Source organism: Alistipes senegalensis JC50, from assembly GCF_025145645.1.
Classification (GTDB): Bacteria; Bacteroidota; Bacteroidia; order Bacteroidales; family Rikenellaceae; genus Alistipes; species Alistipes senegalensis.
Window position 1 is genome coordinate 876,533 of record NZ_CP102252.1, and the last position, 21,179, is coordinate 897,711.

Below are 21,179 nucleotides of genomic sequence, written 5' to 3' on the forward strand. Positions count from 1 at the left end.
AACGCACGATGAAAGCACAACATAAAATCCTGGCATGTCTGTTCAGCCTGCTGCTTCTGGGTTCCTGCACCAGCGACTGGCTGGAACCCGAACAGCCGTCGAAACTCGACCCCAACAATGCGTACAGCACCTACACCGGCTGCATGGGTCTGGTGACCAAACTGTGCAAGGACCTCCGGGCCGAGGTCATGGGGCGCAACACCAACATCAAATGGGCCTACGAGAACTCCGACCTCGCCGTGCTGGTCAACGGAAGCCCCCGCGACCTGGACGGCATGATGGTCCCGTCGATCGGCAGCAAGCCCAAGGACCTGTGGGACAACACCTACAAAAGCATCACGCGGGCAGCCATGCTCGTGACCCGCTCCGAGAGCCTCAAGGGTTCGCAGGAGCAGAAGGACGAAATCCGCGCCTACGGCGAATTCTTCCTGGGCTACTGGTACTTCCGTCTGATCACGACCTACGGCGACGTACCGCTCATCACCGAGGAGATCGACTATCCGAAGCTCGACTTCCGGACCTCGACCCAGCAGCGTATCATCAACCGGATGATCGCAATGCTCGAAGACGCCGTGAAACACCTTCCCGAAACCACCCCCGCCGGCAGCGTGAGCCGGGCGGCAGGTTACATGATCCTGACGAAATATTACCTGATGAACGGTGATTTCGAAGATGCCGTGACGAGCTCGACGGCCGTCATCAACACTCCCGGGCTGAAACTGATGAAGTCCCGCTTCGGGGCCCTCGTCGGCACGGCGAATCCCAAGATTCCGAACCCGAACGTCATGACCGACCTCTTCTACAAGTACAACCCGGCGCTCTCGACCAACACGGAAAAGATCCTCGTCGTGCTGGACGATCCCTACATGGAAGGCGGTTCGACGACTCCCGGCGGTGGCGGTGGCGGCGAGCGCATGCGCGAACACCTCGTCGAGTGGTACAACGGCCAGTACGACGAAGCGCAGGCCACGCAGCAGCGCCGCACGAGCGGCACGGGCATCCGCAGCACGATCGACGGAGCGTCGGGCGGCCCCGGTCCCTTCAGCATCTCGTCCGAAGCCGGACAGGATCTGCAAATACTCTGGACCGGACGCGGCATCGGCGCCCAGAAGAAAACCTGGTATTTCTCGAACAAGATCTGGGAAAGCGCCGACTTCAAGAACGACATGCGCCACAACGCCCCCAACTGGTACCCGATGGAAGCGCTGGTCTACAACGTCAAGACCTCGAAGCTCTACGGCAAACCCCTCGTTTACGAGAATTGCAGCGACACGCTCCGCTGCTGGGGCGACATCCAGTACAACAAGATCGTCGTGGACGACGAAAAACGGCTTCCGAGCGACTACAACCTGCTGGGCGGATTCCACGACTGGTATATCTACCGCCTTGCCGAGGCTTATCTGATGCGCGCCGAAGCCCTCGTATGGCTCGGCCGGGGCGGCGAGGCGGCCCTCGATCTCACCGAAATCCGCACCCGCGCCGGAGCCGCGGCCTTCTCGGGAACGGCCACCCTCGAAGATGTCCTCGACGAACGGGCCCGCGAGCTCTTCCTCGAAGAGTTCCGCCGCAACGAACTGGTGCGCATCGCCTTCACGATGGCCAAACTCGGCAAAGACGGCTATTCGCTCGAAAACATCGGTACGAAGAACTGGTATTACGATCGGATGCGTTTCACGAACAACATCTATTTCAACACCGAAGACGGCACGCCGTCGAACTTCGCTTACGGCGACGGCGGTAACAACGTGCAGATTTACCGCATGAGCCCCTACCATATCTACTGGCCGATCCCCGAAACGGCTATCAACGACAATACGCTGGCGACACTCAACCAGAACTACGGCTACGTCGGCTACGAGAAGAACGTCGAGCCGCTCGGACCGGAGGCGGACGCCGAATAGACGATCACCCGGCGGAGCCGGAGCTCACCGGTTCCGGCTCCGCCTTAAAACCACAATTCCACAACATGATCCGAAACCTGATTTGCACCATCGCGCTTTTGGCGGCCGCACTCTCGTCCGCCGCCCCCGACAACACGGGAAATAAGCGAAAAAGGTCGTTCGATAACGACGATGATTTTTTGACATACGTCCAAAAGCAATATTTTAACTACATTTGGGAAGGCGCGCTGCCCAACTCGGGACTCTCAAGGGTCCGCATGATTCAGGACGATCCCCAGCGGGACCTGCACACGATCACCGTGGGCAGTTCGGGTTTCGGCATCGCCGGAATCATCGTCGGCATCGAGCGGGGTTTCATCACCCGCAGCGAAGGCGTGGAGCGTCTGGCGAAGATCGCGGATTTCCTGGCCCGCAGCGACCGTTTCCACGGCATGTGGTCCCACTGGATCGACGACCGCACGGCCCGGACGATACCGTTCGCCAATCCTGCGAGCAAAGACAACGGCGGCGACATCGTGGAGAGTGCATTCCTGGCCCAGGGGTTGATCACGGCCCGTCAATACCTTTCGGACGGCACGAAAAAAGAACGGGAACTGGCCGGAAAATTCGACGAACTGTGGCGCGGAATGGAATGGTCGTGGTATCAGAAGGACGGTGAGGACGTGGTGTACTGGCATTGGTCGCCCGACTATCAGTGGGAAAAGAACTTCCCCCTGCGGGGCTACAACGAATGTCTCGCGGTCTACATCCTGGGAGCGAGCTCCCCGACCCACCCCATCACCAAAGAAGCCTACTACAAGGGCTGGGCGCGCGACGGGGCGATCGTCAGCGACACGACCCTCTACGACATCCCCGTCAAAGTGCAGCACAACACGGGACGCGAGTACGTAGGCCCGATCTTCTGGACGGCCTTTTCCTACGTGGGATTCGATCCCCGGGGATTGAAAGACGAACTGGGCATCGACTATTTCGACGTGAACGTCGCCCACGCCAAAATCCAGCAGGCCCACTGCATCGCCAATCCCAACGGATTCGACGGATACGGTGCCGACTGCTGGGGATTCTCGGCCGGTTACTCGGTGAAGGGCTACAAGGCCCACAATACGAAGAACGACCGCGGCGTAATCACCCCGTCGGGCACGCTTGCGGCCATGCCCTTCGCCCCCGACGCTGTCATGAAAGCCCTCAAACACTTCTACTTCGACCTCGGCGACGAGCTGTGGGGCCCCTACGGATTTTACGACGGATACATCGTCGCCGAAAAGAGGGTCATCCCCAACTATCTGGCCAACAACCAGTGCGCGGCGCTGCCGATGATCGAGAACTACCGTACGGGACTGATCTGGAAACTCTTCATGAGCGCCCCGGAGATTCAGGCCGGACTCGAAAAACTGGGATTCACACGCGACAATTAAGAGCATGAAACGATTTGCGATATGGCTGCTCGCCGCAGCGGCGCTCCTTGCCGGCTGCTCCGGATCGGACGAAGGTAAAGAGGGTCCGGGGGGGGGTGACGACACCCCGGCGATTGCACCTCCGAAAAACCGGGAGGACGTGGAAGGGCTGCTGACCTGGATTCAGAAGACCCACTTCGAATATATGTGGAGCGGCGCCCGTCCCAACTCGGGACTGGCGCGGGTCCGCTACTTCGCGGACGAACCGTCGAAAGACGAAAACACGCTGACGATCGGTGCCGGGGGCTTCGGGATCATGGGAATACTGGTCGGCATCGAACGGAACTTCATCACCCGCGCGCAGGGCGTCGGACGGCTGGAAAAGATCGTATCGTTTCTGGAACGCGCCGAGCGCTGGCACGGCATGTACTCCCACTGGATCGACGACCGCACGGGCAGAACCATCGCCTTTGCCGGATCGAACGGCGAAGACGACGGGGCCGATATCGCCGAGACCTCGTTCCTGACGGCCGGACTCCTCTGCGCCCGCCAATACCTGAAAGACGGTTCGGCAGCGGAGCAGGCGCTCGCCGCCCGCATCGACGCCCTCTGGCGCGGCATGGAATGGGACTGGTTCGCATCGGATACGGACGACTGCCTCCTGTGGCACTGGTCCCCGACGGTAGGCTTCAAAAAGAATTTCCACCTGGAAGGCTACAACGAATGCCTGCTGCCCTACCTTCTCGCAGCGGCATCGCCGACGCATCCGCTCCCGGAGCCCAAAAAGGCCTATATGAACGGCTGGTCGCGCAGCGGCGGCATCGTCAATCCGGGCAGCCGCTACGGAATCCCCTTCGTCGTCAGGCACAACTCGGGGGCGAACGACGTGGGCCCGATGTTCTGGACCGCCTTCTCCTACGGCGGGTTCTGCCCCAAAGGGCTGAAAGACGAACGCGGCGTCAATTACTGGAAAGCGCTCCGGAGCCACGCCCTGATCCAGTACAACTACTGCCTCGAAAACCCCAAGGGCCGGAAGTGCTACGGCGCAGACTGCTGGGGCTTCTCGGCCGGCTACACCTCCAACGCCACGACCGATTACCAGTCCATGCGGACCAACAACGACGTCGGGGTCATCACGGCCAACGCCGCGCTGATCGCCATGCCCTACACCCCCGAACAATCCATCGCCGCCGCGACGCACTATTACTGGGACATTCCGACCCAGATGGGTCCCTGGGGGTTCTGGGACGCTTACAGCGACACCGAAGGCACCGTCCGGCGCTATTTGGCCAACAACCAGTGCCCGGTGGCTCCGATGATCGAAAACTACCGCACGGGGCTGTTGTGGAGACTCTTCATGAGCGCTCCCGAGATCACCGCAGCGCTCACCGTGCTGGGATTCACATCCGACAACGATTAATCGCCAAACTGCTGCCGAAATGAAACTTCTGCTGACCCTGACTATTGCCCTGGCTCTCGCCGCCCCGGCATCGGCCCAGACCCCCGCGCTGCCCGAACAGGGCGCCGCCGCAACGTTCTACCGCGACAAACAGACCGCCCGGAAGGTGTCGGAACTGATGAAAAGAATGACCCTCGAAGAGAAGATCGGCCAATGCGTCCTCTTCGCTTCGCGCGGCATGGTCACCGGCCCCCGAAGCTCGGAAAAGATGGACGACTACATCAAAAGCGGCGCCTGCGGCAACGTCTTCGGAATAAAAACGGCGGCAGAGACGCGCCGTATTCAGCAAATGGCCGTCGAGAACACGCGGCTGAAAATCCCCGTGCTTTTCGGCATGGACGTCATCCACGGCTACAAAACGATCTTTCCGGTGAACATCGGCGTTTCGGCGAGCTGGGACATGGCCGCCATCGAACGCATGGCCCGCATATCCGCCCTCGAAGCGTCGGCGGCAGGCATCGCCTGGACCTATTCGCCGATGTGCGACATCTCGCGCGATCCCCGCTGGGGCCGCGTTTCGGAGGGCTCGGGCGAAGACCCCTATCTGGGAGAACACATCGCAGCCGCCATGGTCCGGGGCTATCAGGGAACGAACCTTGCCGACCCGACGACCATCATGGCCTGCGTAAAACATTTCGCCGCCTACGGCGCCCCGCAGGCAGGGCGCGACTACCACACGGTAGACATGTCCGAACGCACGTTCCGCGAGGTCTATCTTCCGCCCTACCGGGCCGCGCTGGACGCCGGAGCGGCAACGGTCATGACCTCGTTCAACGACTACGACGCCGTTCCGGCGACGGGAAGCCGCTACCTGATGACCGACCTGCTGCGCCGGGAGCTGGGCTTCAACGGATTCGTCGTCACCGACTACACCGCCATCAACGAGATGGTCAACCACGGCGTCGCCGAAGACCTGAAAGACGCCGCACGGCTGGCCGTCAAGGCCGGGGTCAACATGGATATGGTCGGGAACGGTTATCTCAAACACATGAAAGAGCTGGTCGCAGAGGGCCGGATCAGCGTCCGGGAGATCGACGAACTCTGCGCGCAGGTGCTCGCCATGAAATTCCGGCTGGGGCTTTTCGACGATCCCTACCGTTATTGCGGCCGCAGCGAATCGGCCTGGTACACCCCCGAAGCGCTCGCGGCATCCCGTTCGCTGGCGGCCAATTCGATGGTCCTGCTGCAAAACCGGAACAGCGTGCTGCCCATCCGGGAGGGGCAGAAAATCGCCCTGATCGGGCCCTTCGCCGACAACGTGCGCGAGATGCTGGGGTCGTGGGTCGTGGCGGCCGACACCAAGGTCGGAACGACCTTCTCGAAAGGTCTCAAAGAGCGCTTCGGCGACAAGAACGTCCGGGTCGTGGCCGGCGACGTGATGACGGATTTTCAGGACGCACGCCGGGCCGCCGAACAGGCCGACGTTGCGGTGCTGACGCTCGGACTGTCGCAGACATGGAGCGGCGAGGCGGCGAGCCTCACCTCCATTTCCCTTCCCGAAACCCAGAAGCTCCTGCTTCGCCGGGTCCGGGAGAGCGGCACTCCCGTCGTGTTAGTGCTGGTGACGGCCCGGCCGCTGGAACTGTGCGAGGAGTCCGCGACCGCCGATGCCGTACTCGTCGCCTGGCAGCCGGGAACGATGGCCGGCGAAGCGCTGGCCGACGTGCTCTCGGGCGACGTGAACCCCTCGGGCAAGCTGACCATGACCTTCCCGCGCGACGCAGGGCAGATTCCGATCTTCTACAACCAGAAGAACACCGGACGCCCGGTCGGCGCGCTCACGTCGCAGTCGAGCGAGAAATACACCTCGCGCTACCTGTTCACGCCCAACGAACCGCTCTATCCGTTCGGATACGGCCTGAGTTATACGACGTTCGAATATTCCGACCTGAAAGTCGACAATCCCCGGGCAAAGATCGGGGAAAACGTCACCGTCAGCGTCACGCTCCGCAACAGCGGCGACCGCGACGGCAGCGAGGTGGCGCAGCTCTACATCCGCGATCTGGTGGGCAGCGTGACCCGCCCGGTCCGCGAACTGAAAGGCTTCGAGAAAGTGTTCCTCAAAGCCGGGGAGAGCCGCCGGCTCACCTTCGTCCTCACTCCGCGGGAACTCTCCTTCTGGCGCGCCGACATGACCTTCGGGCAGGAGGCGGGCGACTACCGCGTATGGGCGGGCGGCGACTCGAACGCCGAACTGTCCGGAACATTCACCGTTACGAAATAGCATGAAACGAACCGCCATACTCCTTTCCCTCCTTTTCGGGCTCAGCGCACCGGTCGGTGCGGCGACGTTCGTCATCTCGCACCTGCGGCAAGTGGAGGACTGCATCCTGCGCCGCAGCGAGGTGACCTACCACGACGAACAATACTGGACCGGCTGGAACTTCGGGGCGTCGCAGACGCTCGACGCAGGCTACGGCATCGCCATGTGGAACATGTGGCGGGGCAACATCCTCGTCCGCTTCGACCTGCGCGGCATCGACTGCCGGGAGGTCTCCGCGGCGCGCTTCCGCATCTACAAGCCCCGGAACGTCACCCAGACCTCTCCCGAAGTCCCGGTGGCCATCTATGCGGTGAAGGAGTGCAACGCCGCATGGCGCGAAGGCTCGATGGAGTCGATGCCGCAGCACGACGCTGCCAGCTGGCTCTGCCGCTCGGACGGCGAGGAGTGGGCCGGAGGGCCGAACGGCTGTTCGGTCGCCGGGGTCGATCACGACGCCGAGCCCCTCGGCCGTGCGGCGGCCTCCAAATACCGGGGCGAATGGCTCGAATTCGAGATTCCGGCGGCCTTGGTCCGGCAATGGATCGAGGCACCCGAGAAGAACGCCGGACTGCTCATCAAAACCGACGCTCCCGAGGAGGTCATGGGCGACCACGTGCTGTTTTACTCGTCGGAACACGCCTCGGGCAAAGGTCCGCAACTGGTGGTCGAAGGCAGGCGCGGCAAGGCGAAATTCGCCGCCGACCCGGCGAAACGCTACAACCCGCGCTACGTGATGCCCCGGCAGGACTCGACGTTCCGCCGCTACCTCCAGGAACGGAATTTCCGCTACGTGAACTGGACGACCGACCCGGTGGTCGGTCTCCGGGGCGACCAGCGCATCTATCCCTACTACTGGGACGTGGTGGTTTACGGCGAATATATCCTGCCGAACGCCTACTACCCCTTCTCGCAGTCGATCCTCGGCCTCGACGGTATGATCGAACGGCAGGACCGCGAAGGACTGCGCCGGTTCCAGATCAACCGGCTGCGCTACCTGCACATCTGGGAGTACACCCGCGAACAGCGCTGGTACGACTGCGGCGACATCATCGAGATTTTCTCACCCTTGCAGGCGGCCTACATCTGGCTCGGATCGAAAAAGGACAACGGCCTGACCTTCGACGGCGTGCTCAACAAGGTGCACCCCAAAGGCCGGAAGAACCTCACCCGGCAGGAAATCCAGCTACGCCGGCTGGCCGAGGTGGAGGAGTGCGTGCGCAACCTCGACCTCACCCCGGTGCAGTACGACTCGGTGGAGCGGTTCATCAGCCGGATGGAGGAGCTGCGCTGCATCTACTTCAACAAATGCAACGACGCGGCGCAGGAGGTTCACCGGCTGCTGGCCGAAAAGAACGACGGCCGCGAAATGATCGACGCCCTCGGCGCCTTCATGAACTGCCACGACATCTATCTTTTCTACGACTCCTACTGGCAGATGAAACGCTGGGCGTTCCTGATGGACCATACCGACATGGTGGCGTTCAACAAATTCTGGAAACGCCAGAAATTCGGGGAGTATTCGCCCGAACGCATCGAAAAACGCTACCGGATGTGCGCAGATTTCTACCCCCGGGACCGCGGACCGCTCCCGATCGAAATAAAGAACAGGCTATGGCCGGAATAAACCGCCCCGAACGACACGCCTCAACACAGAAAACAAAAACCACCGATAAACCATGAAACGTATCCTACTGACCCTTACCGCTCTGCTGTGCACGCTGTCGCTCCGGGCGCAGCGCACCGAACTGACGATCAGCGACGGCTGGTATTTCCACCGGGGAGAGACCGTCCCCGAAGAGCCCGCTCCCGCCTCCGGCGCATGGACCCGGGTGAACCTGCCCCACACCTGGAACCGCTACGACGCATTCGACGAAACCCCGGGCTACTACCGCGGCGTGGGATGGTACGCCTACGGCTTCATCCCCAACGGACAATGGAAGGACCGCCGGATCATCCTCCATTTCGAAGGGGCCAACCAGGTCGCCGAAGTGTTCGTGAACGGCACCCCGGTCGGCAGTCACACGGGCGGCTACACGGCGTTCAACTTCGACATCACCCGCCACCTCGAATTCGGAAAGAAGAACATCATCAAGGTCCGGCTGGATAACAAACACGACCGGGACATTCCGCCGCTGAACGCCGATTTCACCTTCTACGGAGGCATTTACCGCAATGTGAAGCTGATCGCCGTCGATCCCGTCCATTTCGACCTGCAAAACTGCGCCTCGGAAGGCGTCTTCGTCGAGACGCCCTCGGTCGATTCGGCCCGTGCGACGGTCGTACTCCGCGGCGATGTGGTCAACAGCGGCGACGCAACCCGGGCGGTCCGGGTCAAAGCCGTGCTCAGGGACAGACAGGGAGCCGTCGTGGGCGAGGCCGTCAAGGCGATGACGCTCCGGGGCGGTTCGAAAAATCCGTTCCGCTTCGACGGCATCACGATCCGCCAACCCCATTTGTGGAGTCCCGAGACGCCCTATCTCTATACGGCGGAATTCTCCGTCGAGGAGGCGAAGGGCGCCAAAAACACAACCGACCGCATCGAGATTCCTTTCGGGGTCCGCTGGTTCAGCTTCAGCGGCGACGGCTTCCGGCTCAACGGCCGGAAATACCCCCTGAAAGGCACCAACCGCCATCAGGATTTCGCCGGACTGGGCAACGCCCTCGGCGACGACTACCACCGCAACGATTACCGGAAAATCAAATCGCTGGGCTTCAACTTCGTCCGGCTGGCCCACTATCCGCAGGCCCCGGAGGTTTACCGCATGTGCGACGAACTGGGCCTGCTGGTCTGGACCGAAATCCCGGTCGTCAACGAGGTGACCCCCTCCGAAGCCTTCACCCGGAACGCGCTCTCGATGATGCGCGAACAGATTCGCCAGACCTACAACCACCCCTCGGTGATCCTCTACGGCTATATGAACGAAATCCTTATCCGCATGCTCTCGAACAAACGGCTGACGGAGGAACAACGGCAGCAGGTCGCCGACGACACCCGCGCGCTGGCCCTGAAACTCGAAGCGCTGACCGAAGAGGAGGCTCCCGACCGCAACACGGTCATGGCGATCCACTATGAGGACGGATACAACCGATACGAGGTCTCCACGATTCCCGACGTAGTGGGCTACAACCTCTACTTCGGCTGGTACTACGAACAGCTGGAAGACCTGACGCGCTACCTGACCAGCGAACACGCGCGTTATCCCGACCGGCCGATCATCGTTTCGGAGTGCGGCGCCGATGCCGATCTGATGAACCACAGTCAGGTTCCCCGCTCGTGGGACTACTCCGAGGAGTATCAGGTGGTGCTGCACCACTCCTACCTCAAACAGTTCGCACGGATGCCGTTCCTCGCGGGATACGCCCTGTGGAACTTCGCCGACTTCGGCGCCGAGGCCCGCGCCGACGCCACCCCCTGGATCAATCAGAAAGGGCTCGTCACCTACGACCGTAAGGAGAAAGATGTCACGTCGCTTTACCGGGCCAACCTGCTGGAGACCCCGCTCGTCTACATCGCTTCGCGCAACTACACCCGCCGTGCGGATGTCGAGCGGCAGCCGGGCGTCGCCATCCACACGATCAACGTATTCGGCAACGGCCGGGAAATCGAACTGTCGGTCAACGGCGAATCGCTGGGCAGCAGGCCCCTCGACGGAAATATGGCGACTTTCTCCGTGCCGTTCCGCAACGGGATCAACCGGCTGGAGGCTACCGACGACCGGGGCGTGAAAGACTGTCTCGACATCGACTTCACCGTCGTACCGCACAGTCTGAAAGCCTGGAAAGGCAACGATCTGGCCGTCAATGTCGGTTCGTATCAGGCGACCGTGGCTCCCGGAACGGGCGTCATCTGGATTCCCGATCAGGTCTGCACGCAGGACGGCTGGGGACGCATCGGCGGAAAGATCCGGGAGCGCATCGACCGCCAGCACAAAGTGGGCATTTCGCAAAACATCCTCGGAACCGACTGCAACCCGCTCTACCAAACTTTCGCCGAGGGGATCGAGGGATACCGTTTCGACGTGGCCGACGGCACCTACCGGATCACGCTGTGCTTCGTGGAGAGCAACCCCAAAAGCCCCACGGAGGAGCTGATCTACAACCTTTCGGGCTCCGACACGGCATCCGTTCCGGCGGGAGTGCGCCAGTTCTCGGTGGCGGTGAACGGACGGCAGCTCCTCGACAACCTGAACCTCGCCCGCGACTACGGCAACCTGCGGGCCGTCGATTTTTCGACGGAAGTCACTGCCCGGAACAATTCAGGCATCGAGGTTGCATTCACTCCGAATATCGGAAAGACCACCCTCAGCGGTATCCGGATCGAACGTATCAACTAATCGCAGTTTCGGCCATGAATTACATCTCGGAAAGGGAACTGATAGAAAAGCTCAGGTCAGGGGATCAGGATGCCTACCGGATTCTCTTTCTGAGGTATTACATGCGCATCTACCTCTTTGCGAAAGGGTTCGTGAAGGACGGCTCCCTGGCCGAGGACATCGCCCAGAACGTCTTCATGAAACTGTGGATCGCCCGCGCCAACATTTCGGGAGAATCCATCAACCACCTGCTTTACAGGATCACGCGCAACGAAGTGCGGGACTACTTCAAATCGGGCTACCGCCGGCGCAGGGATTCGCTGGACGGGAGTCCCGAACCCGTCACCAAGGATGTCGATGCCCTCGATCTGATTCAGTCGCAATACATCGAACAGGTGGTCGTCCGAACGATCGACCACCTGAGCGAGCGCCGCAAGGAGATTTTCCGCCTCAGCCGCGAAGAGAATCTGACCAACAAGGAGATCGCCGAGATGCTGGGCATTTCGGTCCGGACCGTGGAAAAAAGCATCGAACTCACCCTGAAGGAGATCCGCAAGGTCATCCCGAGCTGAAACCCGATCCGCAGCAAAAGGCGCGACAATAGACCGCAGCCTATTTACCCGACATTTCGGACCCGATCAACGTTCCGGAAGGGGTCATCCGAATCGTGTAGCGGACATCCCTGCCGACCGTCGTGACCGTATAGATGTCCGTGTCATGCTGCCGGCGGCGCACGATCTTCGATTCGTCCACGGGGACCATCCCGACCACCCGGGCGATCGTTCGCCGGATCGGCTCCGGGAGTTTCACATACGTCAGCGCCTCGCTCTGCTCGGCGGCCAGTTCCGTGCCCCCTTCATCGAACGTGCGCGTTGTCACCAACATATGCCCGGGCCCCAGATAACGGGTCGTCCGGACGAGAAATCCGCCCTTCCGGCGCAGTTCGGCCCGGTCGATCAGTTCTCCGCCGAGCGCACGCACGATCTTCGCCTGCACCTCGGGCCGCAACTCCTGTCCGATAAAATTCTCCAACACCGACCGACAGCCCTCGAACGGCTCGCCGTGTCCGCCGAACCCCTGCACCCCGGTCTGCGGACCGGACTTGCGGGCCACCATCAGCCGACGTTCAACCCCTTCGATGCAACGGCCTTCCGACGTGACGAGGCGGGGTTTCAGCAGACAGACACCCTCCCTGCGGGGCATGACGAAGTTCATCGTGACCGCTTCGGCGCCGCCTGCTGCGACCTCGACTCCGGCTTCGCGCACCGACAGTTCCCGACCCGAAGCGTCGGCCACGGCGACTTCGAGCCGGAGCCGCTGCGGACGGTCGGTGTCGTTCCAGACCCAAACCGTCTTCGCATAACTGCCGCCGGGCCGGTAGAGCGTCTTCTCCTTGTACCACTCCCGGGCCTGGTTCATCTCGACGGAGGTTCCGACCGGTTCGTTGAGCCGCGCAAGAACCCGCAGGTTGGGCTGGGGAGTCAGCGAATCGGCCAAATTTCCCAAAAAGTAACTGTGCCCGTTGACCGCCCCGCTCAGCAGCGCGAAGGGCGCCCACGCCTGCACGCGGCGCGAGCGGTAGAAGGTCCCCAAGTCAGCATGGATGTCGGCCTGCAACCGCTCGATCTCGGGCAGCGTATAGAAATAGAGCCCCCAGCCGCTGGCCGTGCGGCTGGTTTTGAAGCTCTCGCGCGGTTCCAAATCGCCCCGCTCGTTGAGCCACAGGCGGCAGGACTCCAGCACGGTCGAGGGCCGGGCACCGCTGACCGGATGCACCGGCGTATCGACGATCGTTTCGGAGTATTCGTAAATATGGCGGGCTTCGAAATCGTCCTCGCCCCACAGCCGCGTCGGGTCGTAGAGCCGCAGTTCGGTTTTCAGCGCTTCGAGTTTCACGTTGCCCTCGTTCTCCTGATCCCAGACGACGATCGACGGGTGGTTGACGTTCTGCTCCACCCAGCGGCGGAACTCCGTTTCGGTCTGCACGAGGTCTTCGCCCGCGGGCTCGTCGTCGTGCATGAAACGCCATTCGTCCTGAATCATCAGCCCCAGTTCGTCGGCGATGTCATACCACTTGTTATAGGCGTGTCCGAGGTGGATGCGCAGATAGTTGAATCCGTAATCCTCGACCGCCGCACGCAGGAAACGACGTATCCACGCCTCGTCGAACATTACATCCGCCCAGCGGTTCAGCGCCCGCTGAAAGGCGATGTTCTCAGCCCGGAACAGCGTTTTGCGGCCGTTGACCAGCACGTCCCGCCCCTCGACACGAATATCGCGGAACCCGAAGGTCTCGGTCCGGCAATCCGCAGAACGGTCGTCCGCGAGGATGAAGTTGAACTGATAGAGCTGCGGATCGCCCTCGCGGCCCGGCGTCCAGGGCTTGAGCATCGGGGTCGGAATCCGGAAGGTAAATTCGGCCACGCTGTCCGCCGGAATCGGCAACGAGCCCAACCGGGCCTCGCAAACGACGGGAATTTCGTCGAAACCGTTCTCCAGATCGTACCGGCAGTCGTTGATCGTCACCCGGGCCTGCATTTTCCGGAATTCACCGCCGAAATTGGCCACGCGCGCCGTGCATACCACCACGCTGTCGGCCACGTCGGGCAGCAGTTTCAGGTGCCGGACCGTCACGTCGTGGGTCAGGCAGAGGGTCACATCGTCGCAGATGCCCGGAGCCCGCGAGTTGCGCCACCACTCCGACGAATTGTCCTTCGAGGGAAACGACGCCGTATTCCAGCTCCCCACGCGCACCACCAGCCGGTTGGGACCGTTGAAATCGAGCGCCCGCGTCACGTCGAACTCGGCGTGCGAATAGGTGCAATGGGCGTCGTAACCGATCTCCACGCCGTTCAGGATCACCAACGCGTTGTATTTGGCCCGGATACGCAGCAGGGCATGCGTGTAGTTGCCGTTGTCATAACCGTCGTGCGGATTCGAAAGGTCGAACTCCGTGGCGTACCATACGTAATCATACCCCACGTCGTCTTTCAGCTGCGTGGCGTCGAAATCAATGTCCGGCGCAGGCTCGGCCTGCGACATCACGCCCGGCACGGGAACGGTCGAAGGATAGGTGTCGGGCTGCGTTTCCGAGACGGCTGCCCGCCAACGCCCGTTGAGCGAGAGGGTCCGGCTCGTCTGCGCCTGCACGGCGCCGACCGCCGCGATAAAAAAGAGGAGGGTGAATAAATTCCGTTTCATCTATCGGGTAATGCTTTTCTTGATTTTACGGGGAAGGGCCCGGACGACGGTTTCGGCGGATGCAAGTCCGTCGGCCGAAACCCGGACGCGGATTTCGCCCGGCTCACCGGTCGGACGCACCACGTTCGAGACGGGCATGTCGATGTAGAGCGATCCGGTGCGGGCGGCTTCGTCGCCGAACTGCGAAACATACTCCGCGGGCCCCACCAGCGTCGCGGGGCCTTCGACCTCCCAACGCACGGTATTGCGGGCTCCGTAAATATGGTTTCCGGCCTTGTCCGCGATGTCGGCCGTCACGATGAACACCCCGCCGGGCGCGGCATCCACCGTCGTGTGCGACGCCCGCAGCGTCAGCCGTTCCGCAGGACCCGCCATCGGCACGACGCACTCCGCCACCTGCACCCCGCCGTTGCGGCCCACCACGCGCAGCGGCGCATTGCGCACCCCAACGTCACCGAAAGTCACCGAATGCCGGTTCTCCGCCGACGGCCGGAGCACGCCGCAACTCTTTCCGCCGACGAACAACTCCACCTCCTCGCAGTTGGAATCCACGACCAGCGGACGCCGCTGCCCGATGTACTGCCGCCGCCAGTAGTGGGGCATCACGAAGACCATCGGTTTTTCGGCATAGTTCGCCTGCCAGAGGTAATAGGCGTATTTGGGCACGCGGTAGCTATCGACCCATCCTTTCGGATTGTAATGCAGCATCGGGGCATTGCGGTACTCGCGGTCGCAGCCGTGATCCTCGTAGAGCCAGACCATCAGATTGGGCTGGTCGATGCGGTCCTCGACGCTGCCGGGCTTCTTGCCCCGGAGCGCGATCTGATGGCGGAACTCGTCGTTCGAGGTCCATTGCTGATTGTCGGGCCGCAAGGGTTTCTCGTCGTCGCCGTACCAGCCGCGCACAGCACAGCGGAGCATCTTCGACATGCGCAGCTCCTCGGGCGTGATGTCCACGAACCGGCCGCCCGAACCTTCGCAATGACGGCAGGTGATGAAATGTCCGGGAGACTCCATGTAAGCCCAGCGGGAGTCGGCGGCCCGGTCCGTCTCGTCGCCCATGTCGAAGAGCAGGACCGAAGGGCTGTTCCGCAGCCGGCGGACCATCTCGACGGTCTGCATCCACTGCGCCTCGGGCGAGAAGGGGCGGTTCTTGACGTTGGGAAGTTCGGCAAAGGTGATAAGTCCCAGCGAATCGGCCAGCGCGAAGACCTCGGGACCGGAACAATACTGCCCGGGGCGCAGCGCCGTGCAGTTCAGGTTGCGCTTCATGTCCAGCAGGTCCATGCGGTGGATGAAATAAGGAACGGCGTCGCCTAGCCACGGATATTCCTGATGGCGGTTGAAGCCCTGAATATTGACGGGTTGGCCGTTGACGTACAGACGCCGTTCGTCGTGGTTCCACGCGAAGGTCCGGATACCGAACACGGTTTCGTAACGGTCGCAGGTCCGGCCGCCGACCGTCACCGTAGACACCACCTTATACAGATCGGGCGAGGCCGGCGACCAGCGTTTCGGATCGCCGATCTCGAACTCCTCGTCGTAAAGCGCCGTTTCCTGCGGCCGGATATTCCGCGGAGTGCTCGCAAGGGCCACGACCCGTCCGTCGCCATCGACGATCGCGGTGGTCAGCTCCACGGCCTGCCGCTCGGCGCGTTCGTTGCGCACCCACGTGCGCACCCGGACCCGCGAAACGGAATCGGAAAGATTTTCGGTCGTGACGTGCGTACCGCCCTCGTGTTTGTACGATCCCTGAAACGGAATGAAAACGTCGTCCGTGGCGACCAGCCGCACGTTGCGGTAAATGCCGCCGTAGAAGTTCCAGCACCCGGCATCCATCGGAGGCACCCGTTGGGGATCGGTCTGCTGGTTCGAAACCTCCAGCACGAACACGTTTCCGCCATCGTAGTCTGCGTAATCGGTCAGCTCGAAGCTGAAACAGCCGTAACCTCCCAGATGCTCGCCGATGAGTTTGCCGTTCAGGTAGGCCAGACAGTTTTTCATCACGCCGTCGAACTCGATGAAGAGCTTGCGGCCGCGCATTTCGGGCCGCAGGGTGAAATGCTTGCGGTAAAAGCCCTTGCCGTTCCACCAATAGGGATTGTCCTTGGCATGGGGCGAGGCGATGAAGGGATGCAATTCGCCCGTCGTTTCGTAGGTCTGCCACGTATGGGGCACCGACACCGACTTCCAGCCGGCATCGTCGTAGGCGACCTGCGCCTGCGGAGGAATGCCCTTCACGGGTTTGGCCGTCGCCTCCTTATAGGAAAAAAGCCAGTCGTCATTGGCGTCCTCGACCTGGCGCTGGGCGGCGGAGGTCATCCACAGGGCCAGCGCCGGGACACACAGCAATATTCGCAAAGTTCTCATTCGGGTTCGTATTCTGAGTCGTACAAAAGTACCTCCGAAGCCCGAAATCAATGTTTAACCGATACCTTAATATGTCGAAAATCCGCCGGGATCAGGCGTTATGATGATTTTGCATGTAAGCCCGGGGGCTTACCCCGAACTGCTTCTTGAAACTGGTCGAAAAATAGCGCGGGTCCGAGAACCCGACCATGTAGCCCACCTGCGCCACGTCGTAGGCGTTGGTCGCCAACAACTGCGCCGCACGCTGCATGCGGGCGTTGCGCAGCAGCTCCATCGGCGACTTGCCCACGATGCTCTGGATACGCATGTTCAGCACCGAGCGCGACACGCGCATCTCGCGGGCGAAGACCTCCAGCGAGAATTCCTCGTTGGGGATATTCTGCCCGATGACCTCCGTCACACGGCTCATGAACTTCTCGTCGGCGGATTCCACGACGATATCTTCGCGTTTGCCGAGTATCTGCCCGATTTTGAGTTTCCGTTGCAGATCGGCATGGCGGCTCACCAACTGCCGGACGCGGGCCCGGAACAACTCCACGTCGAAAGGCTTCTCCATCCAGGCATCCACGCCCGCTTCGCAGAATATCCGCGCATCCTCGGGCGTATCGTCCGCCGTGAGCAGGACCACGGGAATATCGTCGGTCTGCTTCGAACCCTTGATCCTGCGGCAGAGCGCGAGCCCCTCTTCGCGGTCATAGACCACGATGTCGATCAGAATCAGCTGCGGACGCCTCTCGCGCACGGCCCGCAGCGCATCTTCCACATTGTCGTAATGCAGCACGTTGTAATCCGACAGCACCATCCGGACCAGCCCCGTGATGTCGCCGCCGCCGGCCACGACATAAACCGTTCCGGACTTCGACTCGTCGATGCCGGGGTCGTTCTCGACATAAATGTCCGATTCGGCGTACTGCTTGGTGTAGACCGGCAGAATCTGATCCTCGTCCGCCTGGTCCGACTTGTGGATATAGTACTGTTCGGCCTTGTAGCGGGCCTCCAGCGGCAGACAGATGGTAAAGGTGCTTCCGGCACCGTAACGGCTCTCGACCTCGATGCAGCCGTTGTGCATCTCGACGAACTCCCGGGCCACGGCCAGCCCGATACCGGCACCCAGCGGCGGCATCGTGTCCGACTCGTGCACCTGCCAGAAGCGCAGGAAGATTTTGTCGAGGTACTCCGAACGGATGCCGATGCCCGTATCGTGCACGGCGATGCGGACCGTCCGGCCGCTGCGACGCAAGGAGACACTCACCTCGCCGCCCGGATGCGTGAAAGTATAGGCGTTCTGCAAGAGGTTGTAGAGCGCGAGTTCGATCTTCTCAGGGTCGAAGGTCATCAAAATCGTCTCCCCGGGAAGATCGCAGACGAGTTTCAGCCCCTTCGATTCGAAAAGCGCCCGGAAATAGTCGCAGATGCGGCGCACGTACTCCGCGATATCGACCTCCGCCAGATTCATCGACACCCGGTTCTGGTCGATCTTCCGGAACTCCATGAGCTGCCGCACGGTGTTGGCCAGTTTCTTGACGTTGGCGCTCACCATGGCGACCAGTCCCCGGCGGGCCTCGTCGCTCAGCGGCTCGCGGTCGTCCGACATCAGTTGCAGGGGTACCTGCATCATCGTCAGCGGGGTTTTCAGCCCGTGCGTCAGATTGATGAACAGCTGCTGCTTGTACTGCACCATGCGCACCTGCTGCGCCGCACGGTAGCGGATCAGGATCACCCACACCACGGCCGCGGCCAGCAGCAGCGCCAGCACACCGTAGATGCAGTAAGCCCACCACGTCAGCCACCAGGGCGGCAGCACCGTTATGAGAATATCGGTGGACCCTTCGCCCAACACGCCCGAGGCGTCGGCCGCCTTGACCCGCAGCATGTACTCCCCGCGCGCGAGGTTGGAGAACGAGAGCCGGTTGGTCTCCCCGAGCGGAATCCAGTCGGGAGTCAGCCCGTCGATGCGGTAATAGAACCGCTCGCGGTTTTCGGGGGCGAATGTCAGCGTCGTGAAGTCGAGCGAAAGTTGATAGTCGTCGTAATCGAGCGTCAGCCGGTGCGACCGGTTGATATTGGCATCCAGATGAACGCCGTCGGGCACGATGTCCCGGTTGAGCACCGAAACGCCCGAAACATAGACTTTCGCCGCTTCGTCCGGACGCCCGACCTGTCGCGGATCGAAATAAGTGATACCGTTGATACCGCCCAGGAAAAGCGTTCCGTCGGCGTCGAGACAGCTTCCGAGATTGTAGTCGAGACGGGCGAAGGCTCCATCCGAGAGTTCGTAGAACGGAGCCTGCCCCGCACCGGGCGTATAGCGGTAGAGGCCCTGCATAGTCGAAATCCACAGCACGCCGTCGGCATCGGCGATGATGTCGAGCACCCAGACCTCCTCGCCGAAGGCGTTGAGCGGACACGCTTCGAACCGGTCGGGCACGGCGTCGTAGCGGTACAGCCCGTGCGACGTTCCGGCATAGACCGTTCCGTCGGCCGCGGTGTAGAGTGCATTGATGCTGACGAATCCGGCGAGCGCCCGATCCTGCAAGAAATAGGTGTCGTAACGTTCGACACGGAGCGTGTCGCTCTCCCGAACGGCCTCGTCGGGCCGGAAACGCAGCAGCCCCCGGGATTTGGTGCCGACCCAGATATTTCCGTCGCCATCCTCCAACACGGCCTGCGGACTGGCGTCGTAAAGGTCCGCGCCGGCGAACCGCACCGTCCGGCACCGCTCCGCAGCGGCATCATAGACGAACAGTCCGCCGTAGAGGAAACCCATCCAGACGTTGCCGCGGCTGTCGCAGCGCAGCTCCTTGCTGAACAGCGCCCCGCAGCGGGCCAGCAGTCCGGTCACCTCCCCGCGTTCGAAGAAACGGCGGTTCTGCGGATCGAAGAACAGCAGCATCCGCTTCGTGCCGAGCCACATCGTCCCCCGGCTGTCGAAAGCCAGCGTTTGAAGCCTCCTGTCGCCCGGTTCGGCCCTCTCCGAAGGGAGGCGGGGCATGAAATGTTCGATGGCGTAACGCTCCGGAGCCACACGCCGGATGCGGTCCAGCCCGCCCGAAGTGGCCGCCCAAACGGCACCGTCGGGACCCGGACAGACATCCGACACGACGTTGTGGATCAGTCCCCCGGCATCGGCGGCGGACATGTTATGGAATATCTCGCGGGGACGTTCGCGGGCCACATAGATACCGTCTACGGTCCCGAACCAGTAATTGCCGTTCCGGTCCCGCTCCACGCACAGCACGCTGTTGCTGACCTCGCTGGGCGACGCGGGATCTATCCACATGACGCCGTCCGGGATCGGCGTCCCGTCCTCCGCGATGCGGAACAGATGGATGCCGTCGTAAGACGACGTGACCACCACGCCGTCGCCGTCAATACGGATCGAACGGACATCTACACCGCCTCGCACCACGGTCGGGGGGGGGATTTGCGCATCCCCCGCCGGCAACGGCACAGTCATCAGACACCGCCGGTCGTTGAACCACAGCCGTCCGCGGGAGTCCACCGCCATAGCACGCACCTCGTAAGCGAAAGGACGGCTGTCGATGCGCGGCGACATCGGATCGTCCGAAAAGTCGAAACGCGACAGCTGCCCGTGGCTCCAGCTCCAAATGTTGCCGGCGGCATCGGTCGTGACGGCGAGAATATTGTTCAGGTGGCTGCCTGCGATGAAGCGGTATTCGAGCGACGAAGGATCGACCACGGCGACGCCCTCGCCCACGGTGAGCAGCATCGTCCCCCGCGATGTCCGGGTGATGGTCTTCACCGGAACGGCGGCGATGCGGCCCCCGATACGGCGGAAACGCTCCCGCACGGGGTCGTAAACGACGGCCCCGTTCTCCGTACCGATCCAGACATTGCCTTCGGCGTCCCGGGTCAGGCAGCGGATCATCGTCCGCGAAACGGGCAGTCCGTCGCTGTCGCCGAAATAGCGGTAGGAATACATGTCGTAGCGCATCAGCCCCGAGATGGTCCCCACCCACATGAACCCGTCGTCGTCCTGCAACAGCGCGGTGATCGAGTTTCCGACCGGACCTCCCTCCACGGGCACGATGACCCGTTCGGCCCGCGCCGAAGCGGCCCCGAGGGCCAAACACGACAAAATCAGAAAGATGCGGAAAAACAGATGCGTGGTCGGTTTCATTTCAAAGGTAAAGATAGCGTTTTTTTGCCATCCGGCAAGTGCCCGGAAGGCATATCCGGAAAATATCCGACCTTTTCCGGAAATATCCGAACATCCGCGCGGGGGCTTCTCCCTACTTTTGCTTTCGGACACCAAAC

Annotated in this window: 10 protein-coding genes; 7 read left to right on the forward strand and 3 right to left on the reverse strand. The window is 61.9% G+C overall.

Translation table 11 applies throughout. The features are described 5' to 3' along the window. Positions 1-8 precede the first annotated feature (8 nt). The 7 genes from NQ519_RS03445 (at position 9) to NQ519_RS03475 (ending at position 11,902) form a co-directional block, all read left to right on the forward strand. Positions 9-1,901 (forward strand): RagB/SusD family nutrient uptake outer membrane protein, encoded by a 1,893-nt coding sequence (locus tag NQ519_RS03445; protein ID WP_019149460.1) that lies wholly within the window; start codon positions 9-11, stop codon positions 1,899-1,901. A gap of 65 nt (positions 1,902-1,966) precedes the next feature. After that, a complete protein-coding gene (locus tag NQ519_RS03450; RefSeq protein WP_019149459.1) occupies positions 1,967-3,316 on the forward strand; it encodes a glucoamylase family protein in 1,350 nt (449 codons plus the stop codon). 4 nt (positions 3,317-3,320) lie between these two features. Further along, positions 3,321-4,715, forward strand: a complete 1,395-nt coding sequence (locus NQ519_RS03455; RefSeq protein ID WP_019149458.1) for a glucoamylase family protein — start codon at positions 3,321-3,323, stop codon at positions 4,713-4,715. A 19-nt stretch (positions 4,716-4,734) separates the two neighbouring features. Continuing rightward, positions 4,735-6,978: a glycoside hydrolase family 3 N-terminal domain-containing protein gene (locus tag NQ519_RS03460; protein WP_019149457.1), complete on the forward strand. Its 2,244-nt coding sequence runs from the start codon at positions 4,735-4,737 to the stop codon at positions 6,976-6,978. A 1-nt stretch (position 6,979) separates the two neighbouring features. Further along, a complete protein-coding gene (locus tag NQ519_RS03465) occupies positions 6,980-8,641 on the forward strand; it encodes a DNRLRE domain-containing protein (RefSeq protein ID WP_019149456.1) in 1,662 nt (553 codons plus the stop codon). Between the two features lie 52 nt (positions 8,642-8,693). Beyond that, positions 8,694-11,351 (forward strand): glycoside hydrolase family 2, encoded by a 2,658-nt coding sequence (locus NQ519_RS03470; protein ID WP_019149455.1) that lies wholly within the window; start codon positions 8,694-8,696, stop codon positions 11,349-11,351. Positions 11,352-11,365: 14 nt separating this feature from the next. Continuing rightward, on the forward strand, positions 11,366-11,902 hold the full coding sequence (locus tag NQ519_RS03475) for an RNA polymerase sigma-70 factor (protein WP_019149454.1): 537 nt from the start codon (positions 11,366-11,368) through the stop codon (positions 11,900-11,902). Positions 11,903-11,942: 40 nt separating this feature from the next. Here the strand turns inward: NQ519_RS03475 and NQ519_RS03480 are convergent, their stop codons facing one another. The 3 genes from NQ519_RS03480 to NQ519_RS03490 all read right to left on the reverse strand — a co-directional run bounded on the left by NQ519_RS03480 (position 11,943) and on the right by NQ519_RS03490 (position 21,042). Next, positions 11,943-14,531 (reverse strand): glycoside hydrolase family 2 protein, encoded by a 2,589-nt coding sequence (locus NQ519_RS03480; RefSeq protein ID WP_019149453.1) that lies wholly within the window; start codon positions 14,529-14,531, stop codon positions 11,943-11,945. After that, entirely contained in the window at positions 14,532-16,901 is a 2,370-nt protein-coding gene (locus NQ519_RS03485) for a glycoside hydrolase family 2 protein (RefSeq protein WP_227901033.1), read from the reverse strand. A 91-nt stretch (positions 16,902-16,992) separates the two neighbouring features. After that, positions 16,993-21,042 carry a two-component regulator propeller domain-containing protein gene (locus tag NQ519_RS03490; RefSeq protein ID WP_227901032.1) on the reverse strand — a complete coding sequence of 1,350 codons (4,050 nt, stop codon included), beginning with the start codon at positions 21,040-21,042 and terminating at the stop codon, positions 16,993-16,995. Between the last annotated feature and the right edge of the window lie 137 nt (positions 21,043-21,179).